At 71.8% G+C, this 20,536-nt stretch carries 20 protein-coding genes; 13 read left to right on the forward strand and 7 right to left on the reverse strand.

Annotated elements, in window-relative coordinates; translation table 11 throughout:
- The 10 genes from ABLE53_RS06880 to ABLE53_RS06925 all read left to right on the forward strand — a co-directional run bounded on the left by ABLE53_RS06880 (position 1) and on the right by ABLE53_RS06925 (position 9,889).
- Positions 1 to 1,599 carry an ABC transporter substrate-binding protein gene (locus ABLE53_RS06880; RefSeq protein WP_348858015.1) on the forward strand — a complete coding sequence of 533 codons (1,599 nt, stop codon included), beginning with the start codon at positions 1 to 3 and terminating at the stop codon, positions 1,597 to 1,599.
- 90 nt (positions 1,600 to 1,689) lie between these two features.
- On the forward strand, positions 1,690 to 3,513 hold the full coding sequence (locus ABLE53_RS06885; RefSeq protein WP_348858016.1) for a dipeptide ABC transporter ATP-binding protein: 1,824 nt from the start codon (positions 1,690 to 1,692) through the stop codon (positions 3,511 to 3,513).
- Positions 3,510 to 4,394 carry an ABC transporter permease gene (locus ABLE53_RS06890; protein WP_348858017.1) on the forward strand — a complete coding sequence of 295 codons (885 nt, stop codon included), beginning with the start codon at positions 3,510 to 3,512 and terminating at the stop codon, positions 4,392 to 4,394. Before ABLE53_RS06885 ends, ABLE53_RS06890 begins: the two co-directional genes overlap by 4 nt.
- A 7-nt stretch (positions 4,395 to 4,401) precedes the next feature.
- Positions 4,402 to 5,409, forward strand: a complete 1,008-nt coding sequence (locus ABLE53_RS06895; protein ID WP_348858018.1) for an ABC transporter permease — start codon at positions 4,402 to 4,404, stop codon at positions 5,407 to 5,409.
- A gap of 16 nt (positions 5,410 to 5,425) precedes the next feature.
- Complete coding sequence (locus tag ABLE53_RS06900) at positions 5,426 to 5,728, forward strand: urease subunit gamma (protein ID WP_348858020.1); 303 nt, start codon at positions 5,426 to 5,428, stop codon at positions 5,726 to 5,728.
- Between the two features lie 10 nt (positions 5,729 to 5,738).
- Entirely contained in the window at positions 5,739 to 6,059 is a 321-nt protein-coding gene (gene ureB, locus ABLE53_RS06905; protein ID WP_348858021.1) for an urease subunit beta, read from the forward strand.
- Position 6,060: 1 nt separating this feature from the next.
- Positions 6,061 to 7,755, forward strand: coding sequence for an urease subunit alpha (locus ABLE53_RS06910; RefSeq protein ID WP_348858022.1), 1,695 nt, complete (start codon positions 6,061 to 6,063; stop codon positions 7,753 to 7,755).
- On the forward strand, positions 7,755 to 8,417 hold the full coding sequence (locus tag ABLE53_RS06915) for an urease accessory protein UreF (protein ID WP_348858024.1): 663 nt from the start codon (positions 7,755 to 7,757) through the stop codon (positions 8,415 to 8,417). Before ABLE53_RS06910 ends, ABLE53_RS06915 begins: the two co-directional genes overlap by 1 nt.
- The gene (gene ureG, locus ABLE53_RS06920) at positions 8,410 to 9,129 is read left to right on the forward strand and encodes an urease accessory protein UreG (protein ID WP_348858025.1); all 720 of its coding nucleotides are present in this window, start codon (positions 8,410 to 8,412) and stop codon (positions 9,127 to 9,129) included. The genes ABLE53_RS06915 and ureG overlap by 8 nt, the downstream gene beginning before the upstream one ends.
- On the forward strand, positions 9,110 to 9,889 hold the full coding sequence (locus ABLE53_RS06925; RefSeq protein WP_348858026.1) for an urease accessory protein UreD: 780 nt from the start codon (positions 9,110 to 9,112) through the stop codon (positions 9,887 to 9,889). The genes ureG and ABLE53_RS06925 overlap by 20 nt, the downstream gene beginning before the upstream one ends.
- Before the next feature lie 7 nt (positions 9,890 to 9,896).
- Here ABLE53_RS06925 and ABLE53_RS06930 read toward each other — a convergent pair whose 3' ends face one another.
- The 4 genes from ABLE53_RS06930 to ABLE53_RS06945 are packed head-to-tail and all read right to left on the reverse strand — an operon-like array spanning position 9,897 to position 13,171.
- A complete protein-coding gene (locus ABLE53_RS06930; protein WP_348858028.1) occupies positions 9,897 to 10,541 on the reverse strand; it encodes a LutC/YkgG family protein in 645 nt (214 codons plus the stop codon).
- The gene (locus tag ABLE53_RS06935; RefSeq protein WP_348858847.1) at positions 10,538 to 11,980 is read right to left on the reverse strand and encodes a LutB/LldF family L-lactate oxidation iron-sulfur protein; all 1,443 of its coding nucleotides are present in this window, start codon (positions 11,978 to 11,980) and stop codon (positions 10,538 to 10,540) included. The genes ABLE53_RS06930 and ABLE53_RS06935 overlap by 4 nt, the downstream gene beginning before the upstream one ends.
- Positions 11,981 to 11,997: 17 nt before the next feature.
- On the reverse strand, positions 11,998 to 12,819 hold the full coding sequence (locus ABLE53_RS06940; protein ID WP_425474850.1) for a (Fe-S)-binding protein: 822 nt from the start codon (positions 12,817 to 12,819) through the stop codon (positions 11,998 to 12,000).
- A 16-nt stretch (positions 12,820 to 12,835) separates the two neighbouring features.
- On the reverse strand, positions 12,836 to 13,171 hold the full coding sequence (locus ABLE53_RS06945; RefSeq protein WP_348858030.1) for an ArsR/SmtB family transcription factor: 336 nt from the start codon (positions 13,169 to 13,171) through the stop codon (positions 12,836 to 12,838).
- A 141-nt stretch (positions 13,172 to 13,312) separates the two neighbouring features.
- On the opposite strand from ABLE53_RS06945, the gene ABLE53_RS06950 reads away from it, so the two are divergent.
- Positions 13,313 to 15,154 carry a phosphoenolpyruvate carboxykinase (GTP) gene (locus tag ABLE53_RS06950; RefSeq protein ID WP_348858031.1) on the forward strand — a complete coding sequence of 614 codons (1,842 nt, stop codon included), beginning with the start codon at positions 13,313 to 13,315 and terminating at the stop codon, positions 15,152 to 15,154.
- Between the two features lie 27 nt (positions 15,155 to 15,181).
- On the opposite strand, the gene ABLE53_RS06955 is transcribed toward ABLE53_RS06950, so the two are convergent.
- Both ABLE53_RS06955 and ABLE53_RS06960 read right to left on the reverse strand, forming a co-directional pair.
- Entirely contained in the window at positions 15,182 to 15,820 is a 639-nt protein-coding gene (locus tag ABLE53_RS06955; protein WP_348858032.1) for a TetR/AcrR family transcriptional regulator, read from the reverse strand.
- Positions 15,817 to 18,009 carry an MMPL family transporter gene (locus tag ABLE53_RS06960; protein ID WP_348858033.1) on the reverse strand — a complete coding sequence of 731 codons (2,193 nt, stop codon included), beginning with the start codon at positions 18,007 to 18,009 and terminating at the stop codon, positions 15,817 to 15,819. The genes ABLE53_RS06955 and ABLE53_RS06960 overlap by 4 nt, the downstream gene beginning before the upstream one ends.
- A gap of 149 nt (positions 18,010 to 18,158) precedes the next feature.
- On the opposite strand from ABLE53_RS06960, the gene ABLE53_RS06965 reads away from it, so the two are divergent.
- The gene (locus tag ABLE53_RS06965) at positions 18,159 to 18,944 is read left to right on the forward strand and encodes a PHP domain-containing protein (RefSeq protein WP_348858034.1); all 786 of its coding nucleotides are present in this window, start codon (positions 18,159 to 18,161) and stop codon (positions 18,942 to 18,944) included.
- Between the two features lie 47 nt (positions 18,945 to 18,991).
- The gene (locus tag ABLE53_RS06970) at positions 18,992 to 19,426 is read left to right on the forward strand and encodes a DUF805 domain-containing protein (RefSeq protein WP_348858035.1); all 435 of its coding nucleotides are present in this window, start codon (positions 18,992 to 18,994) and stop codon (positions 19,424 to 19,426) included.
- Here the strand turns inward: ABLE53_RS06970 and mgrA are convergent.
- Positions 19,423 to 20,499: an L-glyceraldehyde 3-phosphate reductase gene (mgrA, locus tag ABLE53_RS06975; RefSeq protein WP_425474851.1), complete on the reverse strand. Its 1,077-nt coding sequence runs from the start codon at positions 20,497 to 20,499 to the stop codon at positions 19,423 to 19,425. The genes ABLE53_RS06970 and mgrA overlap by 4 nt on opposite strands.
- Positions 20,500 to 20,536: the final 37 nt, after the last annotated feature.

Below are 20,536 nucleotides of genomic sequence, written 5' to 3' on the forward strand. Positions count from 1 at the left end.
ATGAAGAACCTCTGGAAGCGGGCGTCCCGAGCCCCGCTGGCCGCGGGTCTCGCGCTCGCGCTGGGTCTCGCCCTCGCCGCGTGCGGGTCCGGCGGCGGCGCCAAGGTGGCCGACACCAAGGCCCCGACCGACGGCGTCCTGCGACTGGGATTCCTCCAGGACCCCGGCCAGCCGCCCGACCCCGACGTCTTCTACGCCGGCAGCGGCCTGGCGCTCACCACCAACCTCTACGAGGGGCTGGTGAAGTACCAGAACGGCTCCGGCACCAAGCTCGTGCCGTCGCTGGCGACCTCGTGGGAGGCGAACAAGACCAACACGGTCTTCACCTTCCACCTGCGCAAGGGCGTGACCTTCCACGACGGGACCCCGTTCACCTCGGCCGCGGTCGAGGCCTCCTTCGAGCGGCGGCTCGCGGTCGCCGGCGGGCCGGCGTACATGGCGGAAGGGGTCAAGTCCTTCGCCACGCCTGACGACTACACCTCGGTCATCACGCTGAAGCAGCCGAACTCGGCGTTCCTCGACGAGCTCGCCTCGCCGTACGGTCCGCGGATGATGAGCCCGACCGGCTTGAAGAAGTACGCCGGGAAGGACCACGCACAGACCTACCTGGAGAGCCACGACCTCGGCACCGGGCCCTACACGCTGACCGTGGCGAAGGTCGACGACCGCTACCAGATGAAGGCCTACCCGAAGTACTGGGGCACGAAGGGCGTCTTCAAGACCGTCGACTTCGGTGTCTACAAGGACACCTCGTCGATGCAGCTCGCGCTCAACAACGGCGATCTCGCGGCGATCATCGGCGCGGTGCCGTCGGCGGCCCAGGCGTCGTACGCCAAGCAGGACAAGATCAAGGTCTACTCGCTGCCGACCTTCCAGATCGGCGTGCTCTACATGAACCCGCACCGGCCGTTCCTCAAGACCGCGGCGGCGCGCAAGGCGCTCTTCGAGGCGATCGACTGGGAGTCGATCATCAAGCAGAACCTGCCGCAGTCCAACGTGCTCGCCACCGGCGCCTACCCGGACGGCTCGCTGCCCGACGGCGTCGCTCCTGTGAAGCTCACCCACGACACCAAGCCGCTGGAGGACTACGTCGCCTCGCTGCCCAAGGGCACGAAGGTCGACATCGGCGTCCAGGACGGCGGCGAGGACGACCAGCAGATCGCCGAGATCATCGCGGCGCAGCTGCAGGCGATGGGCCTCGATGCGACCGTCTCGACCCACCAGACCTCGGAGGTCTTCGGCGAGTTCCAGTCGCACCCGCAGCAGGCGCCGGACGTGATGGTCAATGCCAAGACCTGGCCGGACGCGTCCAACCCCTACCTCTACGGCCACATCTTCTGGGACCCGACCGGCGGGCTGAACTTCACCGCCTGCTCGTCGTCGGCTATCAGCAAATACCTCGCCGAGGGGCTGAAGACCGGCTCGGAGCAGGCGTACGCCAAGGCGGCGGAGGCCGAGCAGAAGGCGATGTGCAACCCGATCTGGTCCTACGCGCACGACTTCGTCGTCGCCCAGCCGTGGCTCGGCAACGTCGCCCAGTCCCACAGCATCGCCGAGCCCTACACGCTCGACTTCAACACGCTGACCATCGAGAAGTGACCCGATGACGGCCGCGCCGACCCCCACCTCCGCCCGTCCCCCCGCGGGCGGGGTGGCGGGTCGGCCGGTTCGCTGAGCACGGAGGACGACATGGGCAACAGCGCACCCGTGGCGGAGCCCGCGGAGCCGGGCCTCTCGGCACAGGAGCCGGTGGTCTCGGTCCGGGACCTGACGGTCAGCCTCGCGCGCGGCGGCGTCCGCTCGGAGGTCATCCGGGGCGTCGACCTCGAGATCGGCCGCGGCGAGATCCTCGCCGTGGTCGGCGAGTCCGGGTCCGGCAAGTCGGTGATGAGCCTGACCCTGATGGGGCTGCTCCCGGAGCGGTCCCGCCCGAAGGTCGGCGGCACGGCGCGGGTCGCCGGCGTCGACATGGTGAGCGCGAAGGCCGACCAGCAGCGGAAGGTACGCCGCAACGACCTCGGCGTCGTCTTCCAGGACCCGATGACCTCGCTCAACCCGACGACCCGGGTCGGCAAGCAGATCGTCGAGGCGGCCGGGTCGAAACAGGAGGCCGTCCGGCTGATGAAGGAGGTCGGGATCCCGCAGCCCGAGCAGCGCTTCTCGGCCTTCCCGCACGAGTTGTCCGGCGGTCTGCGGCAGCGGGTGATGATCGCGATGGCGATCGCCGGCAACCCGCAGCTGATCATCGCCGACGAGCCGACCACGGCCCTCGACGTGACCGTGCAGGCCCAGGTGCTGCGGGTGCTGCGCGACCTGCGCGAGCAGCTCGGCTGCTCGATCCTCCTGATCACCCACGACCTCGGTGTTGCCGCCCAGGTGGCCGACCGGATCGTGGTGATGCAGCAGGGCGAGATCGTGGAGCAGGGCGCCGCGCTCGACGTACTCGAGAGCCCGCAGCACCCCTACACCCAGCGGCTGCTGCGGGCGCGGCTCTCGCTCGACACCGACCGCGGGCGCAGCCTGCCGACCGGCGCGGACCAGGAGATCGTCGTCCTCGACCGTGCCCGCGCCCGGCAGGGCCGGATCCTCGAGCTCACCGAGGTGCACTGCGACTTCAAGGTGAAGGACGCCCAGGGCAGACGCGCGCTGCTGCACGCGCTCCGCGGCGTCACCGCCGACGTCACCGAGGGAGAGTCGCTCGCGCTCGTCGGCGAGAGCGGGTCCGGCAAGTCCACCCTGCTGCGCGCCATCGCCGGGCTCGAGACGCGATGGGAGGGCAGGATCGACAAGCCCGGCCGCGACGACATCCAGATGGTCTTCCAGGACGCCGGTGCGTCGCTGACGCCGTGGATGACGGTGGAGGAGACGCTCCACGAGCGGCTGCGGCGTACGAAGCTGTCGAAGGCGGACCGGCGTCGCCGGATCGAGGAGACCCTCGCGCTGATGGGCCTCCCGGAGGCCACCCTCAAGGCGCGTCCCGCGGAGCTGTCCGGCGGGCAGCGGCAGCGGGTGGCGCTCGCCCGGGCGACGATCGTGCCGCCCAAGGTGTTGCTCTGCGACGAGCCGACCAGCGCGCTCGACGTCTCGCTCGCCGCTGCCGTGCTCAACCTCATCCACCGGCTGCGCCACGAGTTCTCGATGACGGTCGTCTTCGTGACCCACGACCTCGGCGTCGCGCGGTTCGTGAGCGACCGGGTGGCGGTGATGTATCTCGGCCGGCTCGTCGAGACCGGCCCGGTCGAGGAGGTCATCGGCAGCCCGCGCCATCCCTACACCCGGGCCCTGGTCGACGCCGTGCCGAGCGCACGCAAGGAGCTGCCGGTCATCGTGGGCGAGCCGGCCAGCCCGCTCTCTCCGCCGTCCGGCTGCGCCTTCCACCCGCGCTGCCCGCTCGCCACCGACGAGTGCACCACCACCCTGGAGGGCACCCAGCTCGTCGCGCTCGACCACGACGTCGCCGAGCGCGAACGGCACGAGGTGGCCTGCCTCTTCCGCGAGGGGGTGAAGGCATGAGCACATCGATCGCGAGCACCGATCTCGCCACAGAACCGGTCACCGGCCGGCTCGGCCGCTTCGGCCGGTGGCAGGTCGCCGCGACCCGCTGGGTCAACTGGGTGATCGTCGGCGTGCTCGTCGCGCTCACCCTCGTCGCCCTGCTCGCACCGGTGATCGCGCCGTACGACCCGGTGCAGCCGGTGGGCGCGCCGTACCTCCCCGTCGGGAGCTCCGGCCATCTGCTCGGCACCGACAACATCGGCCGGGACCTGTTCTCCCGGGTCATCCTCGGGGTGCGTACGTCGTGGCTGATGGCGCTCGTCGTCGTCGCCGTCGGGCTGCTCATCGGTGGCGTGGTCGGGGTCGTCGCCGGCGCGTTCGGCGGATGGGTCGACGCGATCCTGATGCGGATCACCGACATGTTCCTCGCGCTGCCCGCCGCGATCGTCGCGATCGCCGTCGCCGCCGCCCTCGGCCCCGGCCTGCGCAACACCTTCCTCGCGATCACGGTCGTCTGGTGGCCGTACTACGCCCGCATCATCCGGGGCGAGATCCGTGCCCTGGCCGCCAGACCGCACGTCGAGGCCGCCCGGATGGCCGGCGCGGGGCGGCTCCGGATCATGGCCAAGCACCTGCTGCCCGGCGTCTACCCGACGGCGCTGGTGACCGCGTCGCTCGACATCGGCGCGGTCGTGCTGACCCTCGCCTCCCTGTCGTTCCTCGGTCTCGGGCAGTCGGCGCCCGCCCCCGAGCTCGGTGCCGACACGTCCCGCGGGATGAACGAGCTGCTCGCGCACTGGTGGATCCCGGTGATGCCGGGCCTCGCCGTGATGGTCCTCAGCCTGGTCGCGAACCTCGCCGGGGACGCCGTACGAACCCTGATGGCCGGCCGGAGGTGACCTGATCATGTTCAACCTGGCGATGGCACGCTTCCTGCTGACCCGGCTGGCCGCGCTCGTCGGCCTGCTGCTCGTCCTCTCGCTGCTGCTCTTCGTGCTGCAGGAGATCTCGGGCGCGGACCCGGTGGCCGCCTCGATGCCGCACGCCGAGAAGTCCGCGATCGACGCGAAGCGGCACGAGCTCGGCCTCGACGACCCGGCTCCGACGCGCTACGTGAGGTACGTCGGCGACCTGCTGCACCTCGACCTCGGGACGTCGTTCCGGACCCATCACGCGGTCACCACCGACCTGAAGACCTATCTCCCGCCGACGGTCGAGCTCGTCGTCGTGGCCCTGGTCGTGGCGCTCGCGCTGGCGCTGCTCTTCTCGGTCTCCAGCGTGCTGCGCTGGCCGGGGAGCGGGCTCTACCGCGGGCTGCTCTTCGTCGGGTCGACCACGCCGACCTTCCTCCTCGGCATCTTCGGGCTGATCGTTTTCTACCAGGACCTCGGCTGGCTCCCGGCCTCCGGGCAGGTGGACGATCCGGACACCGTGCCGGCGAGCTGGCACTGGCTGCTCCTCGACTCGCTGGTCCACGGCGACCTCGGCATGTTCGGCGACGTGGCCAAGCACCTGGTGATGCCGGCGCTGGCGCTGGCGATCGGCCCGGCGCTGGCGATCGGGCGGATCTTCCGGTCCTCGATCGTGGCGACCTTCGACTCCGACTTCGTGCGGACGGCGCGCTCCAAGGGACTCGCCGAGGGCGCCGTGCTCACCCGGCACGTGCTGCGCAACTCGGTCAACGGCGCGCTCTCGATGACCGGCCTGCACCTCGGCTTCATGTTCGCCGGGGTCCTGGTCGTGGAGTCGGTGTTCAGCCGGCCGGGGCTGGGGTCCTACCTCGGCGCGAGCCTCGACGTCTCCGACTTCCCGGCCGTGGCCGGGGTGACGTTCGTGCTCGCCACGATCTACATCGTGACCAACACCGTGGTCGACATCCTGCAGGGGATCGCCGACCCCCGCATCACCGTCTAGATCGCCTAGGAGAGCCGTGCACCTCACTCCCGCCGACACCGAGAAGCTGCTGCTCGCCGTCGCCGGCATGGTCGCCCGCGACCGGCTCGCCCGCGGTGTGAAGCTGAACTACCCCGAGTCGGTCGCGCTGCTCTCGACGTGGGTGATCGAGCGCGCCCGCGAGGGGGTGCCGGTGCCCGAGCTGATGACCTCGGGCCGGTCGGTGCTCACCCGCGAGCAGGTGATGCCCGACGTCGTCGACATGCTCGCCGAGGTCCAGGTCGAGGCGACGTTCCCCGACGGGCGCAAGCTCGTCACCATCCACCAGCCGATCGCGTAGGAGGCGACAGGTGTCCAGCCAGAGCAGCGGTCCGGGGGCGGTGAGGGTCGCCGAGGGGACGGTCGTCCTCAACGCCGACAGGTCGCCCGAGGAGCGCCGTACGCTCGTCGTCGTCAACACCGGCGACCGGCCGGTCCAGGTCGGCTCCCACATCCACCTCGCCGAGGTCAACGACGCGCTCGACTTCGACCGCACGCAGGCCGTGGGGTTCCGGCTCGACATCCCCGCCGGCACCTCCCGGCGCTTCGAGCCCGGTGCGTCCCGCGAGGTCGCGATCGTCGCGCTCAAGGGCCGCGCGGTCGTGCCCGGCATCCGGGTGAAGGAGCGCTGAGATGGTGGAGATCAGCCGGGCGGAGTACGCCGCGCTGTACGGCCCGACCACGGGCGACCAGGTGCGCCTCGGCGACACCGACCTGTGGATCGAGGTCGAGCAGGACCTGACCTTCGGCGGCGAGGAGTCCGTCTTCGGCGGCGGCAAGTCGATCCGGGAGTCGATGAACCAGTCGACGCTCAGCCGGGCCGGGGGCGCCCTCGACACCGTGATCACCAACGCGATCGTGCTCGACCACAGCGGGATCCTCCGTGCCGACGTGGGGATCCGCGACGGCCGGATCGTCGCGCTCGGCCGGTCGGGCAACCCCGACATCGCCGACGGCGTACATCCCGACCTCGTCATCGGCCCCTCGACCGACGTGGTCTCGGGGGAGGGGAAGATCCTGACCGCCGGGGCGATCGACGTCCACGTCCACCTTCTGTCGCGGTCCCAGGTCGTCGAGGCGCTCTCGACCGGGATCACCACGATCGGCGGTGGCGGCACGGGCCCGTCGGAGGGCTCGAAGGCCACCACCGTCACGCCCGGTGCGTGGCACCTCCAGGCGGTCCACCGTGCGCTCGACGACCTGCCCGTCAACGTCCTGCTGATGGGCAAGGGCAACACGGTCTCGGCCGAGGGCCTCGCGGAGCAGGCGCTGGCCGGCGCCGCCGCCTACAAGGTGCACGAGGACTGGGGCTCGACGCCCGCGGCCATCGACGCGGCGCTGAGGGCGGCCGAGGAGCACGGCCTGCAGGTGGCGCTGCACTCGGACTCGCTCAACGAGGCGGGCTACCTCGAGTCCACGGTGGGTGCCATCGCCGGCCGCTCGATCCACGCCTTCCACGCCGAGGGTGCCGGCGGCGGGCACGCTCCCGACATCCTGACCATCGCGTCGTACCCGCACGTCATCCCGGGGTCCACCAACCCGACCCTCCCGCACACGGTCAACACGGTGGCCGAGCACCTCGACATGCTCATGGTGTGCCACCACCTGAACCCGCGGGTGCCCGAGGACCTGGCCTTCGCCGAGTCCCGGATCAGGGCGACGACGATCGCCGCCGAGGACGTGCTGCACGACCTCGGCGCGCTCTCGATCACCTCCTCCGACGCCCAGGCGATGGGCCGGATCGGCGAGGTCGTCTGCCGGACCTGGCAGGTCGCCCACGCGATGAAGAAGCGGCTCGGCGACCTCGGCGGGCCGGCCGACAACGTGCGGGCGAGGAGGTACGTCGCGAAGTACACCATCAACCCGGCCATCGCCCACGGGATCGACCACGAGGTCGGCTCGGTCGAGCCCGGCAAGCTCGCCGACCTGGTGCTGTGGGACCCGCGCTTCTTCGGCATCCGGCCGGAGGTCGTCATCAAGGGCGGTGCGCTGGTCTGGGGGGCGCTCGGCGACCCGAACGCGTCCATCCCGACGCCCCAGCCGGTCCTGATGCGGCCCACGCTGGTGGGCCCGGGCGCCGACCACGCGGTCTCCTTCGTCGCACCCGCGGCGCTCGAGGACGGGCTCGCCGACCGGCTCGGCCTGCGCCGCCGACTCGTCGGCGTCACGCCGACCCGCGAGGTCGGCAAGGCCCAGATGGTCCACAACGACGCGCTGCCGGAGATCCGGGTCGAGCCGGAGACGTTCGCGATCTTCGTCGACGGCGAGATGATCGTGCCCGACCCCGCGACCGAGCTGCCGCTGGCGCAGCTCTACACGATGTTCTGATGTCGTCCGACCTGCTCCTCATGCTGCTCGCCGACGCGCGGCTGCCCGTCGCCGGGCACACCCAGTCCGGGCAGCTCGAGGCGGCGGTGCGCGACGGGCTGACCGCGGCGGAGGTGCCGCTCCTGCTGCGGGCCCGGCTGGGGACGGTGGCGAGGGTCGAGGCCGGTACGGCGGTCGTCGGGCTCCACCACCTGCGCGCCGGACTGCCGCTCGGGCCGGTCCTCGACGCCTGGGCGGCCCGGACGCCAGCGCGGGCGATGCGGGAGTCCTCCCGCACGCTCGCCCGGGCCCACCTCAGGCTCGCCGTGAGGCTCTGGCCCGACTCGTCGTACGTCTCGCTGGTGCGCGGCCTGCCCGGCGGCTGCCGGCCGCTCGCGCTCGCAGCCGCCGCCGGGGCGGGCGGGCTGGCGCCGGACGCGCTCGCCCGGCTGGTGGCGTACGACGACCTGCAGACCGTCTCCTCGGCGGCGCTCAAGCTGCTGCCGCTCGACCCCGCGGACGCGGCCGGCTGGGTCCACGACGCGCTTCCGGCGGCGGAGCAGGTGGCGGCTGAGGTCGCCGCGCTCACCGTCCCGGAGGACATCCCGGCGCCGGCCGCGCCCATGCTCGACCTGTGGGCCCAGGCCCACGCCACCACGACCAGGAGGTTGTTCAGTGCCTGACCGATCGACGCTGCGAGTGGGGGTCTGCGGCCCCGTCGGCACCGGCAAGAGCTCCCTCATCGCACTGCTGTGCCGCGAGCTCGCCGGCGACCTCCAGCTGGGGGTCGTCACCAACGACATCTACACCGACGAGGACGCCCGCTTCCTCCGCTCGGCCGGCGTCCTCGCGCCGGAGCGGATCCGCGCCGTCGAGACCGGCGCGTGCCCGCACACCGCGATCCGCGACGACATCACCGCCAACCTGCTCGCCGTCGAGGAGCTTGAGGACGACTTCGCGCCGCTCGACGTCGTCCTCGTCGAGTCGGGCGGCGACAACCTCACGGCGACCTTCTCGCCCGCACTCGTCGACGTCCAGGTCTTCCTCATCGACGTCGCCGGCGGCGGCGACGTCGCCCGCAAGGGCGGCCCCGGGATCGAGCGGGCCGACCTGCTGGTGGTCAACAAGACCGACCTGGCTCCCTACGTCGGGGTCGACGCCGCCCTCATGGTCGCCGACGCCATCGCCGCCCGCGACGGGCGGCCGGTCCTCGCGCTCTCCCGGAACGACCCGGAGTCGGTCGCCCGGCTCGTCGCGTGGGTCCGTGCACAGCTGTCCGCGCACCGCGCGGGCTCGCTCGTGCCCGCCGACCCTGGCCCGATGGCGCCGCACACCCACGCCGACGGGACCACCCACGCCCACCCGGACGCCGACGATGACCACGACGCCGCGTGAGGCACTGCGCGGCTCGGTGACCCGGCTGGCCGTCACCCGCACGGCGGGTCGGGTGCGCGTCGACACCGAGGTCGCCGGTGATCCTGGCTCGCCCGCGCTGCGGCCGATGCTGCTCGGCAGCGACGCCTCCTCCGCCCGGGTGTGCCTCGTGCCCGACGGCGCCGTCCTCCTCGCCGGCGACGCGTTGAGGCTGGAGGTGGTCGTCGGTGACGGGGCCACCCTCACCCTGGTCGAGCCGACCGGGACCGTGGCCTACAACATGGACGGCGCCGAGGCCGGCTGGCAGGCCTCGATCACCCTCGGCGACGGCGCGACGCTGGTCTGGGCCGCCGAGCCCTTCGTGGTCGCCGCCGGCGCGAGCGTCCGGCGTACGACGCAGGTCACGGTCGGCCGCGGTGCCCGCCTCGCCCTCCGTGAGACGCTCGTCCTCGGGCGCCACGGGGAGCGGCCCGGGCGTGGCCGGGTCGACTGGTCGGCGTACGACGGGGACGGGCGGCCGCTGCTCGTCGAGTCGCTCGAGCTCGACGGCCGCTCGGCGCTGCCGGGCATCCTCGGCGGGCCGGGCAGCGTCCACCGCGTCCTCGGATCGGTCACAGCGCTGGGGCTCGACCTGCCCGCCGGCGCCGCTCCCGCGGGCCGGCTCGACCTCGAGCGGGGCGGCACCACGTGGCGGCAGCTCGCGCACGACGCACACCGGCTCCCGGCCGAGCCCTGGGACGTCGTCCTCCGCGCGCTGGACGCCCGAGCGCCGGGCGACTGAGCAGCGCTCAGCCCACGAGCACGACGTGCAGCGTCCGTGGACCGTGGACGCCCTCGACGCGCTCGAGCTCGATGTCGCTGGTGGCGGACGGTCCGCTGATCCAGGTGAGCGGGCGGCCGTCGGCGACGGCGGCCGAGAGCCGCCCGACGCCCTCGGGCACGTCGCCGACGAGCTGGTCCTCGCGGATGACGCACACGTGGAGATCGGGCACGAGCGAGAGCGCACGCCGGCCCTGGTCGGCTCCGTGGTCGAGGACGATCGTCCCCGTCACCGCGATGCCGACGGCCGCACCAGTGACGACGCCGTCGAGCTCGTTGAGCTGCGCGGAGGTCAGCGTGCCGTCGTCGGTCACGACCTCGACGCCGTCGAGCCCACCCTCGAGCCCGGCGAGCCACGCCGGCTCGAGACCGCCCGGCACGACGATCCGACGGGCTCCTCCCAGCGCCTCCGCGACCGCACCGGCCACGCCCTCGCCGCTCACCCGGGTCACGACCGCCTTGTAGTCCTCCACCCGCTCCACGAAGAGCGCAGGGACGTCGGCGACGTCCGCGCCGGCGGCGTACGCCGGCCGTGGCGCCGCTCCGGGCGCCGATCGCGGCACCCCCGACAGGGCACCGGAGACCCGGCCGAGGATCTCCTCGCGCGCGCTCACCGGTCACCCTCCGACCCGCGCTCGCGCTTCCACCAGCTCCGGAACGTCTCCTCGGGCGGCGTCGGCGCGTCCCGCGCGTCGGACCACGCCCCGAGGCCCGGGATGCGGCCGAGGGTGTCGCGGCGCCGCAGCGCGCGGCCGCCGAGCTCGGCGCCGCGCTGGGCCCGCTCCCACCGGGCCGGGTCCGAGAAGAGCCAGGCGGCGCCCTTCATCGCCAGCTCCTCCCCGGAGGGGAGACCTCCGCGCCTCTCGTCCACCACCCGGGTCCGCAGGTGGACCAGCAGCTCGGGGATGTCGATCCGGACCGGGCAGGCGTCGAAGCAGGCGCCGCACAGCGAGGAGGCGTACGGCAGCGACTTGTCGATCGGCGACGCCGTCCCGCGCAGCTGCGGGTTGAGCACCGCGCCGATCGGGCCGGGGTAGACCGATCCGTACGCGTGCCCGCCCACCCGCTCGTAGACCGGGCAGACGTTGAGGCACGCCGAGCACCGGATGCACCTCAGTGCCTGCCGACCCACCTCGTCGGCGAGCGCGGAGGTGCGGCCGTTGTCGAGGAGCACGACGTGGACCTCCTGCGGGCCGTCGCCCGGGGTGACGCCGGTCCACATCGAGGTGTAGGGGTTCATCCGCTCGCCGGTCGAGGACCGTGGCAGCAGCTGCAGGAAGACCTCCAGGTCGGCGGTGGTCGGCAGGATCTTCTCGATCCCGACCACCGAGATGAGCGTCTCGGGGAGTGTCAGGCACATCCGGCCGTTGCCCTCCGACTCGACGACCACCAGCGTGCCCGTCTCGGCGATCGCGAAGTTGGCCCCCGAGATCGCGACCTTCGCCCGCAGGAACTTCTCCCGGAGGTGGACCCGCGCCGCCTCCGCGAGGACCCGCGGCTCGGCCGTCAGGCCGTCGGGTGCGGGCTGCCCGACCTTGCCCATCTCGTGGGTGAAGATCTCCTTGATCTCCGCGCGGTTGCGGTGGATCGCCGGCACCAGGATGTGGCTGGGCCGGTCGTGGCCGAGCTGCACGATCAGCTCGGCCAGGTCGGTCTCCCAGGCGTCGATCCCGGCCTGCTCGAGGGCCTCGTTGAGCTCGATCTCCTGGGTGGCCATCGACTTGACCTTGACCACCTCGTCAATCCTCTGGTCGGCGCCCTTCGCCCTCACCAGCGAGGTGACGATGCTGTTGGCCTCGGCGGCGTCGCGCGCCCAGTGGACGGTCGCGCCCGCCCGGGTCAGCGACTCCTCCAGCTGCACCAGGTAGGAGTCGAGGTGGGTCAGCACCTCGTCCTTGATCGCAGCACCCGCGACCCGCAGCTCCTCCCAGCCGTCGACCTCGCCGACCACGCGCGCCCGCTTGTCCCGGATCGTGTGGGTCGCGTGGTGGAGGTTCTTGCGCTGCTGGGAGTTCTCCAGCGCCGCCTTGGCCGCCTTCGGGAACTTCGGCATCCCGATGTAGGACGTCGTCACCGCGCCTCCCTCGCCAGGTCGGCCACCCGCGACCGGTCCATCTCCGCGGCCACGTCCGCCTCGGTGCTGGCGAGCACCTCCGCCAGGTGGAGCACGCGCACGCCGGCCCGCTGCCGGTGCAGCAGCCCGCCGATGTGGGCGAGGCAGCTGTTGTCGCCGGCCACGAGAACGTCGGCCTCGGTGGCGCGCACGTTGCGCACCTTGTCGCTGCCCATCGCCACCGACGTGTCGGCGTTCTTGACCGCGAACGTCCCGCCGAAGCCGCAGCACGAGTCGGCCTCCGGCAGCTCGACGAGGTCGATGCCGCGTACCTCGCGCAGCAGCCTCAGCGGCTTGTCGCCGACCCGCAGCATCCGCAGCGAGTGGCAGGTCGGGTGGTAGGTGACCCGGTGCGGGAAGGTGGCCCCCACGTCGGTCAGGCCGAGCACGTCGACGAGGAGCTCGCTCAGCTCGTACACCTTGCGCGCCCCCGCCTCCGCGCGCTGCTCCAGCGCCGGCTGCCCACACGTCCGGGCGATCATCGCGTGCTGGTGCCGCACCGACCCCACACACGAGCCGCTCGGCGCCACCACCGCGTCGTACGCCTCGAAGACGTCGGCGAACCGCTCCACCAGCGGCAGCGCCTCCCGGACGTACCCGGTGTTCGTGAACATCTGCCCGCAGCAGGTCTGCCCGAGCGGGAACTCGACCGTGCAGCCGAGCCGCTCCAGCAGGCGTACGACGGCCTTCGGCGTCTCCGGCCACATGGTGTCGTTGAAGCAGGTGGCGAAGAGCGCGACGCGGACGCCCGCGCCCGGTGGGGAGGTGCTCACCCCCACACCTTGGCACACCCCGCTACGCGCCGGAGCGGAGCTCCGCCAGGAGCTCCTCGGAGGTGTGCAGCTTGGCGGCCAGGATGTGGCGTCCGGCGGCGAGCAGCGAGGCGAGGTGCGGAGTGCTGAGCGAGTAGAGCACCGTCGACCCCTCGCGGGTGGACGTCACCAGCCCGGCACGGCGCAGGACGGCGAGCTGCTGGGAGAGGTTCGAGGCCTCCAGGTCGAGCTCGGCGAGCAGGTCGCGGACCTGCATCGGGCCACCCTGCAGAAGCTCCAGGACCCGGATCCGAGTGGGGTGCCCGAGAGTGCGGAAGAGCTCGGCCTTAGCCTCATAGAGCGGCACGCTGCCGGGCATCGAGACCCCCTGTTCGCGCTTGGATCGATCCATTGTCCCAAGTCGTGATCTATGACTCAGTCTGGTGCACGGTACCCCACTTGAAGAGTTCTTCAAGTCCGGTAACGTGCCTGCAATCGACGAGATTCGAAGGGTGTCGGAATGGTTGACGTTGACCTGGTCCTCGACGAGGCGGGGCTGAAGAACCCCCATGTGCGCGAGTACGTCGCGTACTGGGCTGAGGTGACGGGGGCCGACAGGGTCGAGGTCGTCACCGCCGCCGACGACGAGCGGCTCATCTCCGAGGCCCTGGAGGCCGGCGAGCTCTTCCCTGCGGGCGAGGGTCGCTACTACTCGCGGAGCTACCAGAAGGACACCGCCCGCTCCGAGGAGCGCACGGTCGTCGCGACCAGCAACCCGGCCGACAAGGGCGTCTACAACAACTGGCGCCCCGCCGAGGAGATGGTCCCGATGCTGACCGAGCGGATGCGCGGGGCCAGCAAGGGCAAGACGATGTACGTCGTCCCCTACCTCATGGCGCCCCCGGGCAGCCCGCTGGAGGCGTACGCCGCCGGCGTGGAGCTCACCGACACCCGGACCGTCGTGCTGCACATGATCCGGATGGCCCGCGTCGGCGTCGAGCACATCGAGAACATCGCCGATCCCAACAGCTTCGTGCGCGCCGTCCACGTGACCGGCGACCTGGAGAACCTCGGCCAGGGCACCCCCGACGACCAGCGCTACTTCGTCACCGTCGCCGACCAGCGGACGATCCTGCACTACGGCTCGTCGTACGGCGGCAACGCGCTCCTCGGCAAGATCGCCCACGGCCTGCGCCAGGCCTGCTACGACGGCAAGGACTCCGAGGAGTTCCTCGCCGAGCAGTTCCTGCTGCTCGGGATCGTCGACAAGGAGACCGGGAAGAAGTACCACGTGGTCGGCGGCTTCCCGTCCGCGTCCGGCAAGACGAACCTCGCGATGACCCTCGCCCCCGAGGCGCTCGGCGACCGCTACTACGTCGAGTTCTACGGCGACGACATCGCGTGGCTGTGGGTCGGCGAGGACGGCCGGATCTGGGCGCTCAACCCGGAGAACGGCGTCTTCGGCGTCGCCAAGGACACCAACGAGAAGACCAACCCCACCGCGATCGAGTCGATCAAGCCGGGCTCGGGCGCGATCTTCACCAACGTCGCCTACAACCCGCAGACCGAGGAGGTCTGGTGGGAGGGCAAGACCAAGAATCCGCCCGAGGACGTCACCGGCTGGCTGGACTGGAAGGGCGACCCGATCGCCGACCGGACCCCGGAGCAGAAGGACGAGCCCTGGGCCCACCCCAACAGCCGTTTCACGACCGCCATCGCGCAGGTCCCGAACGCCGCCGAGGACTTCAACGACCCGAAGGGCGTCCCGGTCGACGCCATCATCTTCGGTGGCCGCACCCGTGACCGGGAGCCGCTGATCCGCGCCATCGAGGACCTCGCCGAGGGCGTCTACGACGGCATGACGCTCGGCGCCGAGGCGACCTTCGCCGCCGAGGGCGTCGAGGGCCAGCTGCGCTACGACCCGATGTCGATGCGGCCCTTCATGGCCTACTCCGAGGGCGAGTACGCCGCGCACTGGCTCCACATCATCGGCCGCGCCTCCAACCGGCCCGTCTTCGCCCACGTCAACTGGTTCCAGCGCGACCCGGAGGACGGCCACTTCCGCTGGCCGGGCTACCGCGACAACCTTCGCGCCCTGCTCTGGCTGATGCAGTACAAGGCGGGCGAGGTCGAGGGCGTCGACACCCCGGTCGGCGTCATCCCGAAGGCGGAGGAGCTCAACCTCGAGGGCGTCGAGATCAGCCCCGAGGACCTCGACGCGATCCTCTCCATCGACATCGACCGGTGGCGCCAGGAGATGGGCTTCCGCGAGGAGCACCTCAAGCAGTTCGACCGCCTGCCCGAGGAGATCTGGGAGGCGCACCGCCGGGTCGCCGCCAAGCTGGACGCTGCCGCCGAATAGAGCCACTCGGCGTACGCACCATCATCGTCAGGTCCCGGCGAACCCGTCGGGCGGCGCCATGGTGTGGCCGAGCGCGGTGGTGCAGAGGACCCGGTCGGCGAACGCCATCGGGTCGCCGACGGGCAGCTCGGGCTTGGCGATGAGCAGCGCGGCGACGCCGTGCGCGGCGGCCCACAGCTCGAACGTGATCGAGAGGGTGTCCGGGCCGACCAGCTCGCCGAGCTCGACGGCGTCGGCGACGGCGGCGTTCAGGTGCGTGAACGCCGCCTCGCGCAGCATCTCGTCGATCTGCTTCTTGGGCTTGAGCGAGGGGTCCATCGTCGCGAGCCGATAGTGCTCGGGGTGGTCGAGGGCGAACCGGACGTACGACAGGCCGTATGACCGCAGCCGCTCCAGCGGGTCGGTGACGCCCTCGGCGGCGGCGATCATCTCCTCGTCGAGCTCGCGGAAGACGTCGATGACGACCGCCTCCATCAGGGCGTCCTTGTCCTCGAAGTGCAGGTAGATCGAGGGCGTCGTCACGCCGACCGCCTCCGCGACCGCGCGGACCGAGACGTCCTGGGCGCGGCCCGCCCTGGCCAGCAGCTCCTTCGTCGCCTCGATGATCTCCTCGCGGAGACGCTCGCCCGTGCCACGGACGCTCCTGCGTCGCCTCGCCTGCGTCAACCGGCCACCGGCTCTCCCTCGCGGGGGGCGGGCGACCCCTCGTGCAGGCCGATCCGGTCGTGGAGCCGGGCGAGCGGGCCGGGTGCCCACCAGTTCCACCGGCCGGCGACGCGCATGAAGGCGGGCACGAGCGTGCCGCGCACGATCGTCGCGTCCATCAGCACCGCCATCGCCAGTCCGCTCCCGAACAACATCATGAAGGAGACCTTCGACCCAGCGATCGCCGCGAAGACGATCGCCATGAGGAGGGCCCCAGCGGTGACGATACGGCCTGTCCGGCCCAGGCCGAGCGCGACGGCCCGGGTGTTGTCAGCCGTCGTACGCCCGCCTGCGAGCCACTCCTCCCGGATCCTGGACAGCAGGAACACCTCGTAGTCCATCGACAGACCGAACGCGACGCAGAACATGAGCAGCGGCATCGTCGGCACGAGGTAGCCGGTGGTGGTCAGGTCGCCGAACAGCCAGGGCCAGTGGCCGTCCTGGAAGATGAAGACCATCGCCCCGAACGTCGCTGACAGCGACAGCGTGTTCAGGACCAGCGCCTTCAGCGGCAGCAGCAGGCTCCCGGTGAAGAGGAAGAGCACGACGAAGGTCGCCAGGGCTATCCAGCCGATCGCGAGCGGCAGTCGCTCGCCGAGGACGTCGACGCTGTCGACGTCGGTCGCGGTCTGCCCGCCGACGAGCACCGGCCAGGGGGCGTCGGTCGCGCGGACGTCCCTGACGAGCTGCTTCGCCGCGTCCGAGCGCGGGTCCCAGCGGTTGGCGACGGAGAGGTACGCCGCGTCGCCGGAGCGTGCGGGGGGCGTCACGGAGGTGACGCCCGGCAGTCCGGCCAGGTCGCGCGCGTAGCCGGCCAGGGCGCCCGGGGCTGAGCTGACGTCGGGCGCGACGACCTCGAGCGAGGCGATGGCGTTGGTCGGATAGCGCTCGCGCATGCTGTCGCCGACCTGGTGCGCGCTGGCCGTCGACGGCAGCACCCGCTCGTCGGGGTAGCCGAACCGGGCGTGCAGGAACGGCAGCCCGACCGCGACCAGGAGGGCGATCACCGCGAGTCCGACCGGGACGGCGTACCTCATCGTCCAGCGGGCGAAGCGGTACCAGAAGCTGCGCTCCACCTCCCACGGCTGCGGTGGCGGCCGGCCGAGCAGGCGGCGTACGCCGGCACGGAGGTCGAGCGCGTCGATGCGCGGGCCGACCAGGGTGAGCAGGACGGGCAGGAGCACGAGTGCGGCCAGCGTCGCGAGCACGACGACGGCAACGCCGGCGTACGCGAAGGAGCGGAGGAAGTAGACCGGGAAGACCAGCATCGCCGCCAGCGAGAGCGCGACGGTGAGCGCCGAGAAGAGCACGGCGCGGCCGGCGGTCTGCATGGTGTGGCGTACGGCGGCGGCCGGCTCGTCGCCCGCACGGAGCTGCTCCCGATAGCGGTAGACGATCAGCAGGCTGTAGTCGATGCCGAGCGCGAGGCCCATCGCGGTGGTCATGTTGAGCGCGTAGATCGACACGTCGGTGACCATGCTGAGGGCGCGCAGGATCGCGAGGGTGCCGACGATCGCGGTGAGGCCGACGGCGAGCGGGAGCAGCGAGGCGACCACGCTGCCGAAGACCCAGATCAGCACGACCACGGTGATCGGGATCGCGATCATCTCCGCCCGGGCGAGGTCGTGGGTGGTCTGGTCGTTGACCTGGTGGTAGACCGTCGTCGAGCCGCCGGCGCGGACGTCGACACCGTCGTGCTCGCCGAGCAGCGGACCCACGATGTCGTGCGCCCGGTCGGGGGCCGTGCTGTCGTCGCCGGCGATCGTGGCCACGACGAGCGCCGACCTGCCGTCGTCGCTCCTCAGGGCGGAGCCGGCGCGGCCGGCGGTCCAGTACGAGCTGACCCGGTCGGCGTACGGCGACCGCTCGATCGCCTCCACGAGGCGACGGCCCTCGGCGCGGGCCGCCGTCGAGTCGGCGCCGTCGGGCGCGGTGACCTCCAGGATCAGGTTCGCCTCGCCGGTGTGGAACCTCGTCTGGAGGAGGTCGGCGGCACGGCTGGAGTCGGAGTCGGGGCTGTTGAAGCCCCCGGAGTGCAGATGACGGGACGCGGAGATCCCGAAGGCGCCCAGCACGACCAGCACGATCAGGCCGAGCGCGAGGATGCGGCGCGGAGAGCGGATGCCGAGGTCGGCGAGTCTGGTGAGCACTGTTGGTCCCCCGAACTGAGCGGCTGTCGCCTGGGTTACCCGCGCTAAGTTAGCGACGGTAAGTTAGCGCCGTCAAGGAAAATCGGCAGGGGTCCGGCGGGACCGGCCGGCCCCACCCTCGGGCCGGGCCCTCCGGTAGGTTGGGCTCCGTGAGCCTCCCCGCCGACAACCACGTCCACAGCGAGTGGTCGTGGGACACGCGCAAGGGCGACATGGAGGCCACCTGCGCCCGCGCGGTCGAGATCGGCCTCCCGTCCGTCGCCTTCACCGAGCATGTCGACCACACCGCGCGGTCGGCGCCGCTCGACGTCGAGGGCTACCTCGCGAGCATCGAGCGCTGCCGCGACCTCTTCCCCTCGCTCCGGATCCTCACCGGCGCCGAGATCGGCGAGGCCCACTGGGATCCCGAGGAGACCGAGCGGCTCCTCGCCGGCGGCCGCTTCGAGCGGGTGCTCGCCTCGCTCCACTCCGCGCAGGAGATCGAGGGCCGGCCCGACCTCGCGACGCTCTACGCCTCGCAGCCTCCCGAGCAGGTGCTCCGCGACTACCTGGCCGAGACCGAGAAGATGATCACCGCCTTCGACGGCTTCCAGGTGCTCGCCCACATCGACTATCCCGCCCGGCGGTGGCCGACGCCCGACGGCAGGAGCTGGGACAAGGAGCTCTTCGACCCACGGATCTGCGAGGAGGAGTACCGCCACGTCCTGCGCGTCCTCGCCGGCACCGGCCGGGTCCTCGAGTTCAACACCCGCGTCCCGCTGCACCCGCTGATCCTCGACTGGTGGCACGACGTCGGCGGGGAGGCGGTCAGCTTCGCCAGCGACGCCCACCGGCCCGACGTACTCGCGCATGGCTTCCGCGACGCCGTCCGGGTCGCCGAGGCCGCCGGCTTCCGCCCCGGACGCGATCCGCTGGACTTCTGGCGGCGCGCCTGAGCCGGAGGGCTCCCGTCGTACGCCGCCGGGCCCTAGGCTGGCCGATCATGGCCAACTACTACGGCAGCAATCCGTACGGCGAGCCCTCCGGCACCCCCTACGGCACCCCGCCCCCCGTCGACCCGCTCAGCCAGCCGCTGCGTGGCGCGTCGATCGGCACGGCGTACGTCCGGTTCTGGAAGAAGTACGCCGTCTTCTCCGGCCGCGCGAGCCGCTCGGAGTTCTGGTGGGTCTACCTGGTCAACGCGATCATCTCGGCGGTCGTCAACCTCACCAACAGCGAGGCGCTGACCATCCTCGGTGGGATCTACAGCCTCGCGACCATCGTGCCGTCGCTCGCCCTCGGCGCCCGCCGGCTCCACGACGTGAACCGCTCGGGCTGGTGGCAGCTGCTCGGGATCATCCCGATCATCGGCTGGATCATCCTGATCGTCTGGTGGGCGACCGGCCCCAAGCCCGAGGGCACCCGCTTCGACGTCTAGATCCGGAGGCCCGCCTCGTCGCCCTCGGTGCGCGCGGTCTTCCACAGGTCGATGCCGCCCCCGGTCGACGCAGCGACGGCGTGCTGGTCGATGGCGGCCAGCTCCTCGTCGGTGAAGGCGAGGTTGTCGAGCGCGCCGACGCAGTCGGTGACCTGCTCGGGCCGGGAGGCGCCGATGAGGACCGAGGTGAGCCGCGGGTCGCGCAGCGCCCAGGCGAGCGCCATCTGGGCGAGCGTCTGGCCGCGGCCGGCGGCGAGGTCGTTGAGCGCGCGGATGTGGGTGATGGCGTGCTCGCTCAGCAGGTCGGTCGACAGCGACTTGTCCTGCGCGGCGCGGGAGCCCTCGGGGATGCCGCCGAGGTACTTGCTCGTGAGCATCCCCTGCGCCAGCGGGGAGAACGCGATGCACCCCGCGCCGAGGTCCTCGAGGGTGTCGAGGAGCCCGTCGGTCTCGATCCAGCGGTTGAGCATGGAGTACGACGGCTGGTGGATGAGAAGCGGCGTGCCGAGCTCGTCGAGGATGCCGGCGGCCCGGCGGGCCAAGTCGGAGGAGTAGGAGCTGATCCCGACGTACAGCGCCTTGCCGGATCGGACGATGTGGTCGAGGGCGCCCATCGTCTCCTCGAGCGGCGTCCGCGGGTCGGGGCGGTGGTGGTAGAAGATGTCGACGTAGTCGAGGCCCATCCGCGCGAGGGACTGGTCGAGCGAGGCGACGAGATACTTCCGCGAGCCGCCGATGTCGCCGTACGGGCCGGGCCACATGTCCCACCCGGCCTTGCTCGAGATGACCAGCTCGTCGCGCAGCCCCTTGAAGTCCTTGCGCAGGTGGCGGCCGAAGTTCTGCTCCGCCGCGCCGTACGGCGGGCCGTAGTTGTTGGCCAGATCGAAGTGCGTGATCCCCGCGTCGAACGCCGTCCGCAGGATCGCCGCCTGCCGCTCGAACGGGACGTCGTCGCCGAAGTTGTGCCACAGCCCGAGGCTGACGGCCGGGAGGTCGAGACCGCTGCGTCCGGTGCGGCGGTAGGTCATCGAGTCGTAGCGGGTCGGGTCCGGTGCGTACGTCATGGGCGCCATCCTCGCCCATCCCCGATCTGGTGCATGAGGCCCTCCC

Source organism: Nocardioides asiaticus (assembly GCF_040049175.1).
In the GTDB taxonomy this organism is placed as follows: domain Bacteria; phylum Actinomycetota; class Actinomycetes; order Propionibacteriales; family Nocardioidaceae; genus Nocardioides; species Nocardioides cheoyonin.

Bases quoted from the DNA above. Each gene is read 5' to 3' on its own strand.
- ABLE53_RS06950 (WP_348858031.1), top strand. From the start codon at position 13,313: ATGGTTGACGTTGACCTGGTCCTCGACGAGGCGGGGCTGAAGAACCCC.
- ABLE53_RS06895 (WP_348858018.1), top strand. From the start codon at position 4,402: ATGTTCAACCTGGCGATGGCACGCTTCCTGCTGACCCGGCTGGCCGCG.
- ABLE53_RS06910 (WP_348858022.1), top strand. From the start codon at position 6,061: ATGGTGGAGATCAGCCGGGCGGAGTACGCCGCGCTGTACGGCCCGACC.
- ABLE53_RS06885 (WP_348858016.1), top strand. From the start codon at position 1,690: ATGGGCAACAGCGCACCCGTGGCGGAGCCCGCGGAGCCGGGCCTCTCG.
- ABLE53_RS06970 (WP_348858035.1), top strand. From the start codon at position 18,992: ATGGCCAACTACTACGGCAGCAATCCGTACGGCGAGCCCTCCGGCACC.
- ABLE53_RS06880 (WP_348858015.1), top strand. From the start codon at position 1: ATGAAGAACCTCTGGAAGCGGGCGTCCCGAGCCCCGCTGGCCGCGGGT.
- ABLE53_RS06890 (WP_348858017.1), top strand. From the start codon at position 3,510: ATGAGCACATCGATCGCGAGCACCGATCTCGCCACAGAACCGGTCACC.
- ABLE53_RS06915 (WP_348858024.1), top strand. From the start codon at position 7,755: ATGTCGTCCGACCTGCTCCTCATGCTGCTCGCCGACGCGCGGCTGCCC.
- ABLE53_RS06925 (WP_348858026.1), top strand. From the start codon at position 9,110: ATGACCACGACGCCGCGTGAGGCACTGCGCGGCTCGGTGACCCGGCTG.
- ABLE53_RS06935 (WP_348858847.1), bottom strand. From the start codon at position 11,980: ATGCCGAAGTTCCCGAAGGCGGCCAAGGCGGCGCTGGAGAACTCCCAG.
- ABLE53_RS06945 (WP_348858030.1), bottom strand. From the start codon at position 13,171: ATGCCCGGCAGCGTGCCGCTCTATGAGGCTAAGGCCGAGCTCTTCCGC.
- mgrA (WP_425474851.1), bottom strand. From the start codon at position 20,499: ATGGCGCCCATGACGTACGCACCGGACCCGACCCGCTACGACTCGATG.